This window comes from Allonocardiopsis opalescens, assembly GCF_003002095.1.
Lineage (GTDB): Bacteria > Actinomycetota > Actinomycetes > Streptosporangiales > Streptosporangiaceae > Allonocardiopsis > Allonocardiopsis opalescens.
On record NZ_PVZC01000001.1, the window covers coordinates 166828 to 181944 of the forward strand.

The following is a 15117-nucleotide window of genomic DNA, read 5'->3' on the forward strand; positions in this document are numbered from 1 at the left end:
CGGGGCGGACCTCAGCGGCCGAGGGGTTCGGGTGACGAGGTCAGGTGCTGGATCGCGGTGCTCGGCTTGCCGACCAGGCCGGCGGCGAAGTGGCGTTCCAGACCGGGGAGGCGGGCCAGGTTCAGGGCGAGGCGGCGCAGGCGCAGGCGGGTGCGCGAGGCGGGCAGGAACCACTCCGCGCCCTGGCGGGCCAGCTGCTGCTTCTCCGTCGCCTCGCGGTGCCAGCGGTCCTGGTAGCGGGCGAGCGCGTCGGCCACGGTGCCGCCGGCCGCCAGCTCGTGGGCGAGCACGTAGGCGGCGGCCACCGCCAGGGAGGCGCCCTGGCCGGCCAGCAGCGAGACGGCCTGGCAGGCGTCGCCGAGCAGCACCACCCGGTCGCGGCTCCACTCGGGCATCTCGATCTGGGCGACCTGGTCGTAGTAGACCTGGGACGGGTCGGGGCAGTGCGCCAGCACCCGGGGCGCCAGCCAGCCGAGCGGGGCGTACTCGGTGCGCAGCGCCTGCCGGGGATCCGCGGGCAGGGCCGGATCGGCGGCGCGGTGCACGGTGAAGACGGCGGTGCGGCCGTCGCGCAGGCCGTACAGGCCCATCTCACGCTCGGTGGTGTCGGTGAGCACGAAGCGGTCGCGCACCTCGCGGTGGATCTCGGGGTCGGTGAAGGCGAAGGCGGCGGTGTGGAAGCCGAGGTAGCGCAGGAAGCGCTCCTCGGGGCCGAACACGGCGCGCCGCACCGAGGAGTGGATCCCGTCGGCGCCCACCAGCAGTTCGGCATCGAAGACGGTGCCGTCGGACAGGGTGGCGCGCACGCCGTCGGGGCGGTTGTCGATATGGGTGATGGTGCGGCCGAAGCGCAGGTCGACCCGGCCCTCGACACCCTCGCGCAGCGCCCGTTCCAGGTCGGGGCGCATCACGCTGACCAGCCGGCCCTCGGCCATCCGGGCGAAGCGGGCGAAGTCCAGGCCGGCCCGGCGGCGCCCGGACTCGTCCAGGTAGGCCATCTCCTTGATGGCGTAGCCCAGCTCTTTGATCCGGGGCAGCACGCCCATCGCCTCGGCGGCGTCGTAGCCGGGGCCGAAGAAGTCGATCATGTAGCCCTGGGCGCGCGGGCCGGGCGCCCGCTCGACGACGGTGACCTCCGCGCCCAGGTCGGCCAGGCGCAGCGCCAGGGCGAGGCCGGCGATGCCCGCCCCGCAGATGAGGGTCCTCATGCCGGTTCTCCTTCCGGCGCTTCGGCGCCGCCGTCGGTGGTGATCAGCCGGCGCAGCACCGGGCCCACGGCGGCGGCCGTCAGTTCCGGGTTGAGCGCGCGGTGCAGGAACAGGCCGTCCAGGGCGGCGGCGAGCACGGAGGCGGTCGTCTCCGGCTCGGCCTGCCCGGCCTCGGCCAGCCGGGCGGCCAGCGCGTCGCGGACCTGGGCGAGCAGCCCGGCGAGTTCGGCGCGCAGTTCGCCGTCGCGGGTGGCGGCCAGGTAGGCCTCGATGAACAGCAGCGAGCCCGGGTCGTCGCCGCTGTAGCGGTCGAGGACGGACAGGAAGGCGTCCAGGACGTCGGGAGCGCCGCCGGGGCCGGGCCGCGGCGGCGCCGCCTCCGCCAGCACGCCGCGCATCGCGGTGATCGCGGCCTCGCGCAGCAGCGCGGGCAGCGAGTGGAAGTGGTAGTGCACCAGGCCGGGCGCGACCCCGGCCCGCTCGGCCAGCACCCGGGTGCTCACCGCGGTCCAGCCGCGTTCGCCGATCAGCAGGGCGGCCGCCTCCAGCAGCCGCCGCCGCACCTCGCCGCCCCGTTCGGGCGCCTGCGCCGCCATCCGCCCCGCCTCCCCACTCGTCTTGGGCGTTCGTCCAATACGAAGCTATTGGACGAACGCCCAAGGAGTCAAGCGGCCGGCGCGGGACCGCCCGGTGCCGGGCTCAGCGCTGGGTGCCCTCGGCGCCCAGCAGCCAGGCCAGCCGCCAGGCGGCGCTGTCGATGTCGTGGGTCGGGCCGAGGTCGAGGTCGAAGGTGGTGGCGAAGCTGTAGCCGTGGCTGCGCCGCACGCACACCACGTCCTCCTCGGCGTACTTCGACGCCGGGTTGCTCACCCGCAGGAACGGCTGCGCGTCGTCGATCACCCGGGCCCACAGCCCGTAGGGCGTCATGGCCGTCGCCAGGTCGGCGAGGTGGCGTCGGGCGGTGGAAGTGACCTGGCCGGGCGGGAAGGGTGCGGGCCTGGCGTGCCGGGGAACGGTCATCGGACTACTCCTCCGAATGCTCGGATCCGGGACGGCGGCGCGCAGTATCATTGCTGGCCGTCGCCACTCCGTCACCCTCAGTGTCCGTCTTTGTGACGGAGAGCGGCGGCGACGCGCCGCAGCGGGACCGGATCGAGGGCTGATCCTTGCCGACGAAAGTGGAATCACTTCGTTCGTTCACTGGCGCAAGTCACGTTGACGCGGGTTATAAGTGCGATTAGCGTGAACGTATGCCGTCGCCATCGGGGAGTCCGAACGGACTGAGCGCCAACAGGGTCGAGAGCGGCTCGCCGGGCGACGTTCTGCAGCTGATCCGCCGCGGCGCCGCCACCTCGCGCACTGACCTCGCCCGGCTCACCGGGCTGGCGCGGTCGACTATATCCCAGCGGGTGGACGCCCTGATCGCGCACGGCCTGGCCGTGGAGACCGACGACGGCGAATCCACCGGCGGCCGCCCGCCCAAGCTGCTGCGGCTCAGCACCGACGACAACGTCGTGCTCGGCGTCGACCTCGGCGCCACCCACTGCCGGCTGGCGCTGATGGACATCGGCGGCGCCGTCCTCGCGGTCCGCGAGGACCCCATCCTGATCTCCGACGGCCCCGACGTCGTGCTCGGCCATGTCGACAGGGCCCTGCACGACCTGCTGGAGTCCACCGGCCGGCCGGTGGAGACCCTGCGCACCATCGGCATCGGCGTGCCCGGGCCGGTGGAGTTCGCCAGCGGACGGCTGATCAACCCGCCGATCATGCCGGGCTGGAACGAGTACGCCATCCCCGACTTCTTCACCCGCAGGTACGACGTGCGGGTGCTGGTCGACAACGACGTGAACGTGCTCGCCCTCGGCGAGCAGCGGCTGTGCTACCCCGACGCCCAATACCTGCTCTTCGTCAAGATCGGCACCGGCATCGGCTGCGGCATCATCGTCGACGGCCGGCTGCACCGCGGCGCGCAGGGCAGCGCGGGCGACATCGGGCACATCCGGGTCAGCGGCCACGAGGAGGCGGCCTGCCGCTGCGGCAACACCGCCTGCCTGGAGGCGGTCGCCGGCGGCGGCGCGCTGGCGCAGCGCGTCACCCAGCTCGGCTACCCGGCCGAGAACGGCCGCGCCGTGGTCGACCTGGTCGCCGCGGGCAATGTGGAGGCGCTGCGGCTGGTCCGCGACGCCGGCCGGCTGATCGGCGAGGTGCTGGCCGGGCTGGTGAACTTCTTCAATCCCGAGACCATCGTGGTGGGCGGGGTGATGGCGCGGGTGCACGAGCAGCTGCTGGCCGGCATCCGCGAGGTGATCTACCGCCGCTCGCTGCCGCTGGCCACCCACGATCTGGAGGTGCTGCCGAGCCGCAGCGGCGAGGACGCCGGTGTGGTCGGCGCGGGGCACCTCGCCATCGACCACTACCTGGCGCCCGAGTACGTGAACCAGGCCCTGCTCAGGTAGCGCCCCGGGCGGGTTCAGCGCGGCAGCGGCCGCAGCGCCTCCAGCGCCAGGTCCACGTCCGCGTCGGTGGTGTAGACGTGGAAGGACGCCCGCACCCGGCCGCCGCGCACGGAGGTGCGCACCCCCGCGCCGGCCAACGCCTCGGCGGCGCCGGGGCGGTCCACGGTGACGATCGCGCTGTCGCCCGGCTGCTCGCCGAGTTCGGTCAGGAAGCGGTTGGCCAGCCGGACGTTGTGGTCGCGGATGCGCTTGACGCCGATGTCGTTGATCAGCCGCAGCGAGGCGGCCGCGCCGACGTGGCTGAACCAGGCGGGGGAGATGTCGAAGCGCCGGGCCGACTCGGCCAGCCGCATCGGCCCGTAGTAGGAGGAGTGCGGCTCCTCGGCCGCGCACCAGCCGGCGGCCAGCGGCCGGGTGCGCTCCTGGATCCGCTCCGACAGGTAGCCGAAGGCGGCGCCGCGCGGCGCCATCAGCCACTTGTAGGCGGCGGCCACGACCACGTCGAAGCGAGTGGCATCCAGCGGCAGCCAGCCCGCCGCCTGGGTGGCGTCGACGCTGGTCAGCACGGAGTGCTCCTCGGCCGCGGCCAGCACCTCCGCCACCGGGGCGATCTCGCCGGTGGCCGACTGGACCAGGCTGAAGGCCACCAGGGTGGTGCGGGCGTCGATCGCGCCGGGCAGCTCGCGCAGCGGCACGGTGACCACCTCGACGCCCCGGTCGGCGTGCACCTGCCAGGGGAAGAGGTTGGAGGTGAACTCCACCTCCGGCACCACCACGCGCGAGCCCTCGGGCAGCGCGGCCGCCACCGGGGCCAGCAGGCCGGACACGCTCGCGCCGATCGTGACGGCGGAGGCGTCGGCGCCGACCAGCTCGGCGAAGCCGGCCCGGGCCCGATCGGACTGCACGTGCCAGGGCATCCAGTCGGTGCGGCCGTGCCGCCAGTCGTCCAGGGCGGCGGTCAGCGCCTCGTAGGCGGGTCGGGGCGGCAGCCCGTAGCTCGCGGTGTTCAGCCATCCGGGGCTGGGGTCCCACAACCGTCCCGGCCAGTCAGCGCTCATGGGTACAGTCTTACCGATCATGCCGCCCGCGGACGCGCGCCACCGCCTTCGCGTTGCTTTGCACGCCGTGAAGCGCTGCTTTGGACCGCCGCCCGGCCCCCGTGCGGGCGGCTCCGCGGGCCGCTCAGCCGGCGGTGCCCGCGGCCTCGGCCGCGCGGCGGCCGCGCCGGCCCCAGGGGTCGCGCCGCCACAGGCGGGCGTGGATCAGGCCGACGGCGAGCGCGCCGAGGAGCCCGGCCGAGTACGCGGCCACCGGGTGCGCGGCCACGTCGGCGAAGCTCCACACCACCGCGCCGACGGCGATCATCGCGCAACCGATTGCCACGTTGACGGCAGGCAGCTTCGGGAACGGCGAGGGGCTGGCGCCCTCTCCGGTGCTGCCCGCGGTGTAGTACGGCAGGCCGTTGCCGACCCAGAACCCGGCGATGAACGCGAGCACCGCGGTGCCGATCATGGCTGTCCCTTCTCTCGGCGCGCGGGTGCGCCCGGATACAATCGGAGTCGTGACTCCAGATGAACGATACGGAGCGACGACTCCGGATGTCAACAGTGCCGGGACCGCCCCCCGGATGCGCGCCGACGCCCGCCGCAACCGCGCCCGGGTGCTGGCGGCGGCCGACGACGTCTTCGCCGAACTGGGCACCGCCGCCTCCACCGAGGAGGTGGCGCGGCGGGCCGGGGTCGGTATCGGCACCGTCTTCCGGCACTTCGCCACCAAGGAGGCGCTGCTGCGCGAGGTGCTGGTGCTGCGGATGCGCGCGCTGGCCGACCGGGCCGGCGAGCTGACCGGGTCCGAGGAGCCGGGCGCGGCCTTCTTCGAGTTCCTGGACCTGGTGGTCGCGCAGGCGGGCACCAAGAGCGCCTTCGCCGCCGCCGGGGCCGATGTCGACGGCGTGCTCGCGCAGGTGCGCGGCGAGCTGATGGCCGCCGTCGAACTGCTGCTCGACCGGGCCCAGCGGGCCGGGGCGGTGCGCGGGGACCTCGACGCGGCCGACCTGGTGCCGCTGCTGATCCTGATGGCCCAGGCGGCCGAGCCGGGCGGCGCGGTGCCGAACCGGACCATGGACGTGATCAAGCGCGGCCTGCGGCCCTGACAGGAGGGCGCGCCCCGGGCTGGTTCCGTGCGGACCTGGACTAGCCCTGGTGCCGGTAGTCCGCCGCCCACCACAGCACGATCCGGTCCTGCTGCGGCCCGGACCTGGGCGGAGGCGTGCCGGCCTCGTCGGCCCACCACGCCCCGGCCGCCAGGACCTGCGCGTACGCGCCCCGGGCCGTGAGCAGGTGCGCCAGGACGGCGAGCCCGGCCAGCTGCGTTCCCACGGTGGGGCCGGTCATCACGGCCCGCACTGCTTCGCGGGCGTCGTCGGCCAGGGCGGGATCGCCCTGCGGGAGCGGCGACCCGGAGCCGATGCCGGGCCCGGCCGCGTCGAGCAGCTCGTCCAGCCGCCGGGCCAGCCCGGTGAGACCGGGCCGGTCTCCTTCGGCTCCGGCGGTGAGCAGCTCGATCAGCCGCCGCGCGAACTCGTCGCTGCCCATGCCCGCACCTCCCGTCCGGTCTGAGCGATCACGCGGCCGCGCCGTGGCCGGGCCGCTCGGCCCGGCCACGGCGCGGCGCCGCGACGGCTCAGCCCTGCTCCGCGCACCCGGTGGCGTCGACGCTTCCGTCGTCGTTCCGAGTGATGTCGGCGCAGTCGTAGGCCGCGGCCTCGCTGATGATGAAGAGCCGCCCCGACCCGGTTCCCTCGCCCTGGCACAGGATCGCGCGGATGCCGTCCTCGGTGGGGAACTCCGCGAGCACGCACTCGTACTGGGTGCGCGCGTGCGCGGGCGTGCCCAGCCCCCATACCAGCGCCGCCGCCGCGGCGGCCGTGCCCAGCACCCGCACCGCGGTCCCGGTGGTGATCCCCATGCCGTGTCCTCTCCTACGGGGCGCCGCCCCGCGCCCCCGTGGCGCGGGGACCGGCCGCCCACGGCGGCACTTCCCGGCGCGGAGCCCCCTCCCACACCGGCCACCGGTTCGCGACGGGTTCTTGACCGACCCCGGACCCGTGCCTGGGGGACGCCCGCGGCTACGGGGCGGTGACCCAGTCACCGTGCCGCATCGCGGCGCGCAGGGAGAGCCCGTCGTCGAGCGCGACCAGGTCGGCGGGGCGGCCGGCCTCAAGCGAGCGGAGCCGGTAGGTGCCGTCGCCGAGACCGGCCGCGGGTGGCCGTGGTGGGTGGGTCAGTCGAGTGTTCCGATGGTGATGTGGACGGCTCGCTGGTCGATGAGTTGGGCGCCGGGTGGCAGGGGGGTGTCGTGCTGGCTGGGGTACAGGACGCGGACCCAGACGGGGGTTTTGGTGTTGTGGCAGAAGGCGTGGTTGTCGGCGAGCCAGTCGATGAGTTCGGTCCAGATGTCGGTGCTGTGGCACAGGCAGGGGATGACGCTTACGTCGGGCTGCTTGAACAGGTGGATGTCGGCGAAGCGGTCGAGTACGACGCCGTGCTTGTCGGGGGTTCCGCCCTGGATGATCTGGATCCTGTTCCACCAGGCGCCTTTGGGGTCGCCCAGGTCGGGTGTGCCGTAGGTGTCGTTGAGGATGCTCATTGGGGGGTTCCTTCCTCGTTGTCGGAGTTTTCTGCTGGTTGGCCGTGGTGGTCGGGGGGCGGTGCTTCGTCGTCGGCGGTCTGCTGGTCGAGCAGGGCGCGCACGTCGTCGGCCGAGTAGCGGCGGTGGCCGCCCAGGGTGCGGAGGTAGGTCAGGCGGCCCTGGCGGGCCCAGCTGGTGACGGTCTTGGGGTGGACGCGGAACAGGTGGGCGACCTCCTGGGCGGTCATCAGCTCGGGCAACTCGCCGCTCAGCTCTTCGGGCAGCGGCGGGTGCTCGGGGAGTCTGGCGGGGTCGAAGTAGTAGTGGCCGCTGACGTGCACGGCGAAGACCTCGCCGGTCTCGGCCATCTCCTTCAGGTCCTCGGGGGTTCGGCCGGTCAGGCGGGCGGCCTCGCCCAGCGGGACCATGGCGGGTACGGGCATGCGGGGTTCCTGGGGTCGGGCGTGCGGGGGACGCCGGAGCGAGCGGGTGAATGGTGTGGTGGTCCCGGCCGCGGGGGGAGCCTCCCCCTCGGGCCGCGCCGTCCCCGTTTTGGGGCGGGACGGGGCGGTCGGCCGCTCGACCCTCGCGGCCGGGACGATCAGGACCGGCCGGACGCGTGCGGCGGCACCGGCCAGTGGAGTTCGAAGTGGATGGTGCGTCCGGTGGGGTCGGCGCGGTCGCCGTAGGCGTCGGCGAGTTCGGTGATGAGGGCGAGGCCCCGGCCGCTGACTTCTTCGGGGCCGCTCATGATGTAGCGGGGGCGGGATCCGGTGCGGCTGCCCGCGTCGTCGCACTCAACTCGTAGGCGTCCCGGGCCGCACCGCACCCGCAGCACGAACCGGCCACCCGGATGACCGGAGTCGGTGTGCGTGAGGGCGTTGGTCGCCACCTCCGACACCAGCAGCACAGCGGTGTCGGCAATGTCAGCGGGGGCGGTTTCGATTTCGAGAACCTGACGCACCCAGCGCCGCGCCTCGGCCACCGCCGCGGGAGCCCCCGGAAACGTCCGCACCGGCACGACCCCGTGCAGCAGCGCCACCGCACCGCCCACCGCGATCACCGGACCCCCACCCCAACCGGTGTCCCCAGTCCCTCGCGCTGCGCCGAAGCGGTCGCCCGCTCATGCGCCACCAGGTAGGGGCGCACCATGGCCGGACGGCCCTGCGAGATGTGATGGTCCAACGGGAGCCATTCGGTGGTCTCGCCAATGCCGATACGACGGGCGACCGGCGGCCATGCGCACGTGCAATCCGGCACCACATGCCGCACGGACCGCTTGTGCGGGCCGCCAGAGCCGACCGACGCCGCAAAGGCGCGACCATGTCGGATAAGTCGGCGGATAATGCTCACTTTCACCACTCCTCTAGCTTGGTTGGTGGCCACGCCCCCGGACGGCGCAGCCGTCGTGAGGGTCCGATTTTGTGGTCAATCTGTGGTCAGTGGACAGGAAGTTCCAATGCGATCATGCTGCTGAACAGGCAGTCGGGGACTTGGGCGCTTCCATGCGTTGGGTCGGCGCTACTGCATAGCCACCATGGACACCAGGGCCACTACCTTTCGATTCGTATGTCCGATGGCTCTGAGGCTTGCATGTCACCACAGAACCACGCTAGTTCTTGCCCGGTTGTGTGTGATCATGCGAGATGATGTGTCGTACTGTGGTCTTCTGTGCGATCTTGTGGCAGCATCGACACCATGACGCGTAGCCCCTCACCGCACCTTGAACCGTTCCGCCAGGAGTTGCGGCGCCTGCGCCAAGAGCAGAAGATGACGCAGAAGCAATTGGGTGACTTGATTGGTATCAGCGATAGCCTCATCGGGATGATCGAGCGTGGCGAGCGGGTTCCCAAAACGGATGACCTTGCTAAAGCTTTCGACAGGGCGCTCGACGCGAAGGGGAGCCTTCTGCAACTCTGGCCTGATACGCAAAAGGCCGAATTGCGATACCCGAAATATGCAGAATCCTTCTTCGATGCGATGCGTCATGCGAGCATCATGCGGGTGTATCACCCGACCCTGATACCTGGCGTACTCCAAACCCAGGAATATGCGCGCACAATCATCAGGGCGGCAAACACCATCTCTGATGATGAGACCATTGACGACCTCGTATTCGCGCGAATGGAGCGGCGGAAGGAAGTGGTCACCGAGTCGCGGCGTCCGGTTATCTGGGTCATCCTTGATGAGGGGGCGATCTGGCGGATGCGGGACGACCCGGGTATCCTGCGTGGGCAAGTGAGACTGCTGATCGACCTCGTTGAGTCGGGACGTATCGAATTGCAGACAGTTCCGACGGGGGTTGGTATCCGACGACATCCGGGACTGTCCGGGCCGTTTACCATCCTGTCATTCAAGGACGCAAGCGACACTGTATATGTGGAAGGCGTGGGTAGTGGAAGCTTGATCAGTAAGCGTGAAACAGTCGAAGAAATATCTTTCAAGTTCGGGAAGCTGCAAGCTGTTGCGCTCCCTGTTGACCAATCGCTGAAGCTTCTTCACGGCATCATCAAGGAGAACGAATGACCACCGGATGGCGGAAGTCGTCATACAGCAACCAAGAGGGCGGCGACTGTGTTGAGGTGAAGACGGGGCCTGGTGTGCTGGTTCGGGACTCCAAGAACCCTGACCAGCCGCACCTTTCCTTCACCGTGGAACAGTGGAGCGCATTTGTCGCGACCGTTAAGGCCAGCGACTGAACCAGATGCACCGAGGGCCGGGCTTCACTCGGAGTCCGGCCCTGAGTGACACCGGAGGACCCCCATGGTCGTGACGAGGCTTCCTGAGGTATTGCGCCGTGATGTGCTGACGCTTTGGGAGTACCACCGGATCGACAGTGACCTGCGGCCGGTGGATGTAGGGATCGGTCTGGGCAGCCACGATCCCGGGGTGGCCGTCCACGCCGCCGACCTCTACCGGCGCGGGCTGTTCCCGCTGCTCGTGTTCACCGGGGCCAACGCACCGACCACGGTGGAGCGGTTTCCGCGCGGTGAGGCAGTCCACTACCGGGAGATCGCCTTGGAGCACGGGGTGCCCGACCATGCGATCCGGGTGGAGCCCAAGGCGACGAACACCGGGGAGAACCTCGCCTTCACCCGCGAACTCCTGGAGCGGGAGGGCGTCACCGTCACCTCGGCGATCCTGATCAGCCGTCCGTACCAGCAGCGGCGGGCGCTGGCGACGATGCTGAAGATCTGGCCCGGCGTGGACACGCTGTGCTCCGCCCGCCCCCAACCCCTGGACGACTACATCGCGAGCATTGGGGACACCGACCGCGTCATCAACATGCTGGTCGGCGACACCCAGCGCATCGAGCTCTACGCCCGCAAGGGCTTCGCCGCCCCTCAACCCATCCCCGACACCGTACGCACCGCCTACCAACGACTGGTCGCGGCCGGATACGCCACACGACTCATTCCCGACCAACCAGCGCTCGACGTTCCCGCGCATCGCCCAGGATGACGCCCGGAACGTCCGTGAGAACTCCGACCGATACCAAGAACCTCCAGGCGGAGCACATCACCATGAGCGCCCCTGAGTGGAACGCCTTCGTCCGCGCCATCCGCGACGACGCGCTCTGATCTCACGGGGTTCAGGCTCCCACGCGGCGCCCGGGCAGTCAGCCGGGGGCCGCGCCGCTTCCGCACAGGGCATTGACCCCGGGCCCGTCTCCGTCGTCTCATCGAGACAGTCCGGCAAGGAGGCATAGCGATGGCTGAAGCCGTCTGGCACAAGTCCAGCTACAGCAATCAAAGCGGAAGCTGCGTCGAAGTCCGGACGTCCGCCGATCAGGCCGACGTGCGCGACACCAAGAACCCCCAGGCCGACTACCTCACGTTCGACAGAACGGAATGGTCGGTCTTCATCCGTGCCGTCCAGAGCGACACCCTGTAGTACCCGTGCAGTCTGTCCCTGGCCGGGTAGGCCAGGGATCGCCCTTGCGAACCACGGTCAGGAAGCAGGTGGTTGACATGAGTGAGTGGCACAGGTCCAGCTACAGCAGTGGCCAGGGCGGCGAATGCATCGAGGTGAAGTACGGAACTGACGTGCTGGTCCGGGACTCCAAGAACCCCGAACAACCGCACCTCTCCTTCACCGCGGATCAGTGGAGCGCATTTGTCACGGCCGTTAAGGACGGCGATCGAACCAGATGCGCCAAGAACCGGTCTTCACTCGGAGTCCGGCCCTTCTCAACGCCGCTACGGCGCGATGATCCAAGAACCCCGCCGCATCACAGCACGCAAGGCAAGATCATCATCGAGCACGACCAGGTCAGCGGGGCGGCCGGCCTCCAATGAGCCAGCCCGGTCGGCCAGACCCACCGCGGCCGCCGGGGTGGGCGCGACCGAGCGCACCGCCTCGGGCAGTGCCAGCCCCAGCTCGTCCACAGCCCGGCGCAGCGCCTCGTGCAGCACGATCGTGCTGCCCGCGATGGCGCCGCCCTCGGCCAGGACCGCGACCCCGTCGCGCACCTCCACGTCCAGCGATCCGAGGCGGTAGGCGCCGTCACCCAGCCCGGCGGCGGCCATGGCGTCGGTGACGAAGGCGGTCCGGGCGGTGCCCGCGGCCTTGAGGGCGAGGCGCTGGACGGCGGAGTGGACGTGCACGCCGTCGTTGATCAGCTCGACCGTGACGCGGTCGTCGGTGAGCGCTGCCCCGATGGGGCCCGGCTCGCGGTGGTGCAGCGGGCGCATCGCGTTGAACAGGTGGGTGGCCACCCGGGCGCCCGCGTCGAAGGCGGCCCGCGCCTGGTCGTAGCCCGCCTCGGTGTGGCCGACGGCGACGGTGACGCCGTGGTCGGTGGCGACCCGGACGAACTCCAGCGCCCCGGGCAGCTCGGGCGCGACCGTGATCATCCTGATGTGGCCGCGCGCCGCCTTGACCAGGGCGAGCAACTCGTCGATGTCGGGATCGCGCAGCAGTGACGGCTCATGCGCCCCGCAGCGCGCCGCCGACAGGTACGGACCCTCCAGGTGGATGCCGTCGACCACCCCGTCGTCGGCCAGTTCGGCCAGGACGGCGACCTCGCGCAGCAGGGTGTCGGGGGCGGCGGTGACCAGGCTCGCCACCAGGGTGGTCGTGCCGTGCTCCAGGTGCAGCCGCCGCGCGGCCACGGCCGCCTCGGGGTCGGCGCCGGGGAAGGAGCCGCCCGCGCCGCCGTGGCAGTGCACGTCGACCAGCCCGGGCAGCACCCAGCGGCCGCCGAGGTCGTGCGCGCCGGGCGCCGGAGCGGCGCCCTCGCCGTGGGCGGCGACCCGGCCGTCCCTGAGGCTCAGCCAGCCCTCGCGCACGCCGCCGTCGAGCACGATGCGTGCGTTGCTCAGCGTGATCTCGCCCTGCGCCACCGGATACCCCCGCCCTCGAACGGCCGCCGTCCCCTCCAGGATGCCACTGGTACAGACCAGTCGCCGTAGCCGGACCGGCCGCCCCGCCGGGTCGCCGAGATCACCGATATCGGGCGGGCCGGGCTGTTGACGCCGTTCGGCGGCCCGCCGCAAGATTGAGGCATGCGCACCGGTGTGCTCCTGGTAGCCCGCCTGCATGTCGATCTCCGGCAGCAGGCGAGTGCGCTGTGTCGTAGCTGAGTCGTCCCCCGCCCGCGCGCCGCGCCGCCGCAGCGGCCCCGCGCGCCCGCACCGGTCCCGTGGCCCCCGCGCCACCCGACGGCGGGACGCGTCCCGCCGAACCGCAGGCCCAGGCCGGCCCACAGCGCCGTGCGCCCCGGCCCTTTGGCGCCGCTTCCCGAGCCCGCCCAGCGATCCGGCTTCGCCACTCACAGACCTGAGGAGTCCCCATGACCCGCTTCACCGTGCTCGTCGGCGCACCCCAGCCGCGCTCGGCCACCTACGACGCCGCCGTGCTCGCGGCCGGCGCGCTGGCCGAGGCCGCGGGCATCCGCCCGGCCGACCGGGTGATCGACCTGGCCGAGTTCGGTGCCGGGCTGCTGGCCCCGGAGCCCGAGCCAGGGCTCGCCGAGGCGCTGCGCGCCGTCTCCGCCAGCGACTTCGTGCTGATCGCCACCCCCGCCGCCCAGGGCACCTACACGGGCCTGCTCAAGGTGTTCGTGGACCGGCTGCCCGAGCTGGGCCTGGGCGGCGCGCTCGCCCTGCCGCTGGCGGTGACCGCCGACCCGCGGCACGCCTTCGGCATCGAGAGCGACCTGCGCGCGCTGCTGGCCGAGCTGGGCGCCTACGTGCCCGCCGACGGCCTGGTGCTGGGCGCGGCCGAACTCGCCGACGCGGCCGCGCCGGTGCTCGCCTGGGCCCGGGCGGTGGCGCCCGACGTCAAGCCGCTGATGCTCTCGGCGGCCTGAGGGGCCGCCGCTCAGCCGCGCTCGGCGCCCTCCGGCACCGCGGCCGCGCCGCGCAGCCGCCGGGTGTCGGCCTCGGCCTCTGACACGCTGCTGCGCACCAGCAGCACGACGACCAGCGTCAGCGCGAAGCCGGCGATCCGCAGCCCCAGTGCCAGCGGGTCGCCCGGCAGCTGCTCGGCGAAGATGACGGTGCCGGCGACGACGGTGAACACATTGCCGACCACATTGGCAACCGGTGCCGTGACCGATGCCCGGCTGCGCTGGAGCGAGGTCTGGAAGAGCACGATCCCGATGGCCCAGCCCACCGCGTACAGGTAGGGGTAGGGCGAGGCGAGCACGGCCGGGACGGCGGCGGCCGCGCCGTGCTCGGCCAGCAGCCCGCCCATCCCCTTGCCGTGCAGCCCGGCCATGCCCTGGACCAGCCCGGCGGCCGCGCCCAGGCCCACGGCGGTGGTCACCACGGTGCCGGTCGCGGCGGCCGACGCCGTCCGGGACCGGCGCAGCGCGGCCAGCGCCGCCAGGGCGGCGGCGCAGCCCAGCACGGTCAGCGCGCTCACCGCCAGCAGCAGCGGCAGGTCGGGCCGGGTGCCGACCCGGTCGCCGCCCGAGCCCAGCGAGAGGCCGAGCAGCAGCAGCGCGACCGGCATCAGCAGCAGCGCCAGCCGCTCGGCGCGGCTGATCCTCTCCCCGAGCAGCACCGAGTAGACCAGGATCATCACCGCGATACCGCAGGCGTAGGCGGGCTGCACCACCGAGACGGGCGCGAGCGAGAGCGCCACCACCAGGCCGAGGCTGCCGAGCGCGGCCAGGGCGAAGCCGCCCAGCCAGCCCCGGCTGCCGAGCAGCACCCGCACCATGTGCGGGACCCGGCGGGCGCTGATGTCGGGGATCCGGCGCAGGGCGCGCTGCTCCAGCAGCAGGCCCAGGCTGTAGACGGCGGCCGCGGCGAGCGCGGTGAGCAGGCCGCTCACCGGCGCGGAGCGGCGGGGGAGGGCGGACGCATACCGACGAACCTGTAGTTACCGGCGCGTAATGTCAAGGGGCGCCCCGGTCCGGACGCGTCCGCTCCGCGTACGGCCGCGGCGGGGGCGGTGGGGCGCCGGGATACGGCGGGTCCGCGGATGGGGCGGCGGAGACAGGCGGAGACACGGCCAAATCCGCCTGTTCCACACGTATGCGGCCTGTTATGTGCCCTAAAATGAAACCCGCCCGGAACATGGTTGTTCGGGCGGGTTTGGTGGTTCCTGGCCGATTAGGGCGGCCAGGAACCACCGGATATGTGCCGGGTGCGTCAGCCCAGGCTGCCGGAGCGCACTCCGGCGACGAACGCGGACCACTCACCCGGGGCGAACCTCAGGATCGGGCCGTTCACGTCCTTGCTGTCACGCACGCCGACAACCTCGACGGCGTTGGTGAACTCGACGCAGTTGCCCATGCCGCCACTGAAGCTCGACTTGGTCCACTGGGCACGCGACCGCAGTTCATCAATGGGAACCACCGTGTTCGCTTC

22 protein-coding genes are annotated in these 15117 nt (G+C 72.0%); 9 read left to right on the forward strand and 13 right to left on the reverse strand.

Translation table 11 applies throughout. The annotated features are described in order from the left end of the window. Positions 1–11: 11 nt before the first annotated feature. The 3 genes from CLV72_RS00680 to CLV72_RS00690 form a co-directional block, all read right to left on the reverse strand. On the reverse strand, positions 12–1208 hold the full coding sequence (locus CLV72_RS00680; RefSeq protein ID WP_106237455.1) for an FAD-dependent oxidoreductase: 1197 nt from the start codon (positions 1206–1208) through the stop codon (positions 12–14). Next, positions 1205–1804 carry a TetR/AcrR family transcriptional regulator gene (locus CLV72_RS00685; RefSeq protein WP_106237459.1) on the reverse strand — a complete coding sequence of 200 codons (600 nt, stop codon included), beginning with the start codon at positions 1802–1804 and terminating at the stop codon, positions 1205–1207. Before CLV72_RS00685 ends, CLV72_RS00680 begins: the two co-directional genes overlap by 4 nt. A gap of 103 nt (positions 1805–1907) precedes the next feature. Further along, entirely contained in the window at positions 1908–2228 is a 321-nt protein-coding gene (locus CLV72_RS00690; protein WP_106237463.1) for a hypothetical protein, read from the reverse strand. Between the two features lie 230 nt (positions 2229–2458). On the opposite strand from CLV72_RS00690, the gene CLV72_RS00695 reads away from it, so the two are divergent. Next, positions 2459–3664 carry an ROK family transcriptional regulator gene (locus tag CLV72_RS00695; RefSeq protein WP_106237466.1) on the forward strand — a complete coding sequence of 402 codons (1206 nt, stop codon included), beginning with the start codon at positions 2459–2461 and terminating at the stop codon, positions 3662–3664. A gap of 14 nt (positions 3665–3678) precedes the next feature. On the opposite strand, the gene CLV72_RS00700 is transcribed toward CLV72_RS00695, so the two are convergent. Continuing rightward, complete coding sequence (locus CLV72_RS00700; protein ID WP_106237470.1) at positions 3679–4722, reverse strand: aminotransferase class V-fold PLP-dependent enzyme; 1044 nt, start codon at positions 4720–4722, stop codon at positions 3679–3681. 124 nt (positions 4723–4846) lie between these two features. Continuing rightward, complete coding sequence (locus CLV72_RS00705) at positions 4847–5176, reverse strand: hypothetical protein (protein WP_106237474.1); 330 nt, start codon at positions 5174–5176, stop codon at positions 4847–4849. A gap of 49 nt (positions 5177–5225) precedes the next feature. Between CLV72_RS00705 and CLV72_RS00710 the strand changes: the two genes are divergently transcribed. Next, positions 5226–5816 (forward strand): TetR/AcrR family transcriptional regulator, encoded by a 591-nt coding sequence (locus CLV72_RS00710; RefSeq protein ID WP_245929786.1) that lies wholly within the window; start codon positions 5226–5228, stop codon positions 5814–5816. A gap of 40 nt (positions 5817–5856) precedes the next feature. Here CLV72_RS00710 and CLV72_RS00715 read toward each other — a convergent pair whose 3' ends face one another. The 5 genes from CLV72_RS00715 to CLV72_RS00735 all read right to left on the reverse strand — a co-directional run bounded on the left by CLV72_RS00715 (position 5857) and on the right by CLV72_RS00735 (position 8357). Beyond that, positions 5857–6258, reverse strand: a complete 402-nt coding sequence (locus CLV72_RS00715) for a hypothetical protein (RefSeq protein WP_106237480.1) — start codon at positions 6256–6258, stop codon at positions 5857–5859. 88 nt (positions 6259–6346) lie between these two features. Beyond that, positions 6347–6631, reverse strand: a complete 285-nt coding sequence (locus CLV72_RS00720; RefSeq protein WP_106237483.1) for a hypothetical protein — start codon at positions 6629–6631, stop codon at positions 6347–6349. Between the two features lie 315 nt (positions 6632–6946). Continuing rightward, positions 6947–7312, reverse strand: a complete 366-nt coding sequence (locus CLV72_RS00725) for a hypothetical protein (protein WP_106237487.1) — start codon at positions 7310–7312, stop codon at positions 6947–6949. Next, positions 7309–7737: a BldC family transcriptional regulator gene (locus tag CLV72_RS33845; RefSeq protein ID WP_425428002.1), complete on the reverse strand. Its 429-nt coding sequence runs from the start codon at positions 7735–7737 to the stop codon at positions 7309–7311. Before CLV72_RS33845 ends, CLV72_RS00725 begins: the two co-directional genes overlap by 4 nt. Before the next feature lie 158 nt (positions 7738–7895). After that, positions 7896–8357: an ATP-binding protein gene (locus CLV72_RS00735; RefSeq protein WP_106237490.1), complete on the reverse strand. Its 462-nt coding sequence runs from the start codon at positions 8355–8357 to the stop codon at positions 7896–7898. A gap of 635 nt (positions 8358–8992) precedes the next feature. Here CLV72_RS00735 and CLV72_RS00740 point away from each other — a divergent pair. From CLV72_RS00740 to CLV72_RS00760, 6 genes are all read left to right on the forward strand, one after another. Further along, a complete protein-coding gene (locus CLV72_RS00740) occupies positions 8993–9820 on the forward strand; it encodes a helix-turn-helix domain-containing protein (protein ID WP_106237493.1) in 828 nt (275 codons plus the stop codon). Continuing rightward, entirely contained in the window at positions 9817–9993 is a 177-nt protein-coding gene (locus CLV72_RS00745; protein ID WP_106237497.1) for a DUF397 domain-containing protein, read from the forward strand. Before CLV72_RS00740 ends, CLV72_RS00745 begins: the two co-directional genes overlap by 4 nt. A gap of 64 nt (positions 9994–10057) precedes the next feature. Next, entirely contained in the window at positions 10058–10756 is a 699-nt protein-coding gene (locus CLV72_RS00750; RefSeq protein ID WP_106237500.1) for a YdcF family protein, read from the forward strand. A gap of 14 nt (positions 10757–10770) precedes the next feature. Further along, positions 10771–10875 (forward strand): DUF397 domain-containing protein, encoded by a 105-nt coding sequence (locus CLV72_RS31555; RefSeq protein ID WP_146159301.1) that lies wholly within the window; start codon positions 10771–10773, stop codon positions 10873–10875. A gap of 130 nt (positions 10876–11005) precedes the next feature. Continuing rightward, positions 11006–11188 carry a DUF397 domain-containing protein gene (locus tag CLV72_RS00755; RefSeq protein ID WP_106237504.1) on the forward strand — a complete coding sequence of 61 codons (183 nt, stop codon included), beginning with the start codon at positions 11006–11008 and terminating at the stop codon, positions 11186–11188. A 77-nt stretch (positions 11189–11265) separates the two neighbouring features. Further along, complete coding sequence (locus CLV72_RS00760; protein WP_106240943.1) at positions 11266–11592, forward strand: DUF397 domain-containing protein; 327 nt, start codon at positions 11266–11268, stop codon at positions 11590–11592. On the opposite strand, the gene nagA is transcribed toward CLV72_RS00760, so the two are convergent. Next, positions 11494–12639, reverse strand: coding sequence for an N-acetylglucosamine-6-phosphate deacetylase (nagA, locus tag CLV72_RS00765; RefSeq protein ID WP_106237508.1), 1146 nt, complete (start codon positions 12637–12639; stop codon positions 11494–11496). The genes CLV72_RS00760 and nagA overlap by 99 nt on opposite strands. 449 nt (positions 12640–13088) lie before the next feature. On the opposite strand from nagA, the gene CLV72_RS00775 reads away from it, so the two are divergent. Next, complete coding sequence (locus CLV72_RS00775) at positions 13089–13607, forward strand: NADPH-dependent FMN reductase (protein WP_106237511.1); 519 nt, start codon at positions 13089–13091, stop codon at positions 13605–13607. 11 nt (positions 13608–13618) lie between these two features. Here CLV72_RS00775 and CLV72_RS00780 read toward each other — a convergent pair whose 3' ends face one another. Further along, entirely contained in the window at positions 13619–14578 is a 960-nt protein-coding gene (locus CLV72_RS00780) for a hypothetical protein (RefSeq protein ID WP_106237515.1), read from the reverse strand. A gap of 320 nt (positions 14579–14898) precedes the next feature. Then, on the reverse strand, positions 14899–15105 hold the full coding sequence (locus CLV72_RS00785; protein ID WP_245929787.1) for a DUF397 domain-containing protein: 207 nt from the start codon (positions 15103–15105) through the stop codon (positions 14899–14901). Positions 15106–15117: the final 12 nt, after the last annotated feature.

What these genes read in the sequence shown, in the direction of transcription:
- CLV72_RS00680 (WP_106237455.1), bottom strand. Translation starts at nt 1,208, where the DNA reads ATGAGGACCCTCATCTGCGGGGCGGGCATCGCCGGCCTCGCCCTGGCG.
- CLV72_RS00685 (WP_106237459.1), bottom strand. Translation starts at nt 1,804, where the DNA reads ATGGCGGCGCAGGCGCCCGAACGGGGCGGCGAGGTGCGGCGGCGGCTG.
- CLV72_RS00690 (WP_106237463.1), bottom strand. Translation starts at nt 2,228, where the DNA reads ATGACCGTTCCCCGGCACGCCAGGCCCGCACCCTTCCCGCCCGGCCAG.
- CLV72_RS00695 (WP_106237466.1), top strand. Translation starts at nt 2,459, where the DNA reads ATGCCGTCGCCATCGGGGAGTCCGAACGGACTGAGCGCCAACAGGGTC.
- CLV72_RS00700 (WP_106237470.1), bottom strand. Translation starts at nt 4,722, where the DNA reads ATGAGCGCTGACTGGCCGGGACGGTTGTGGGACCCCAGCCCCGGATGG.
- CLV72_RS00705 (WP_106237474.1), bottom strand. Translation starts at nt 5,176, where the DNA reads ATGATCGGCACCGCGGTGCTCGCGTTCATCGCCGGGTTCTGGGTCGGC.
- CLV72_RS00715 (WP_106237480.1), bottom strand. Translation starts at nt 6,258, where the DNA reads ATGGGCAGCGACGAGTTCGCGCGGCGGCTGATCGAGCTGCTCACCGCC.
- CLV72_RS00720 (WP_106237483.1), bottom strand. Translation starts at nt 6,631, where the DNA reads ATGGGGATCACCACCGGGACCGCGGTGCGGGTGCTGGGCACGGCCGCC.
- CLV72_RS00725 (WP_106237487.1), bottom strand. Translation starts at nt 7,312, where the DNA reads ATGAGCATCCTCAACGACACCTACGGCACACCCGACCTGGGCGACCCC.
- CLV72_RS33845 (WP_425428002.1), bottom strand. Translation starts at nt 7,737, where the DNA reads ATGCCCGTACCCGCCATGGTCCCGCTGGGCGAGGCCGCCCGCCTGACC.
- CLV72_RS00740 (WP_106237493.1), top strand. Translation starts at nt 8,993, where the DNA reads ATGACGCGTAGCCCCTCACCGCACCTTGAACCGTTCCGCCAGGAGTTG.
- CLV72_RS00745 (WP_106237497.1), top strand. Translation starts at nt 9,817, where the DNA reads ATGACCACCGGATGGCGGAAGTCGTCATACAGCAACCAAGAGGGCGGC.
- CLV72_RS00750 (WP_106237500.1), top strand. Translation starts at nt 10,058, where the DNA reads ATGGTCGTGACGAGGCTTCCTGAGGTATTGCGCCGTGATGTGCTGACG.
- CLV72_RS00755 (WP_106237504.1), top strand. Translation starts at nt 11,006, where the DNA reads ATGGCTGAAGCCGTCTGGCACAAGTCCAGCTACAGCAATCAAAGCGGA.
- CLV72_RS00760 (WP_106240943.1), top strand. Translation starts at nt 11,266, where the DNA reads ATGAGTGAGTGGCACAGGTCCAGCTACAGCAGTGGCCAGGGCGGCGAA.
- CLV72_RS00775 (WP_106237511.1), top strand. Translation starts at nt 13,089, where the DNA reads ATGACCCGCTTCACCGTGCTCGTCGGCGCACCCCAGCCGCGCTCGGCC.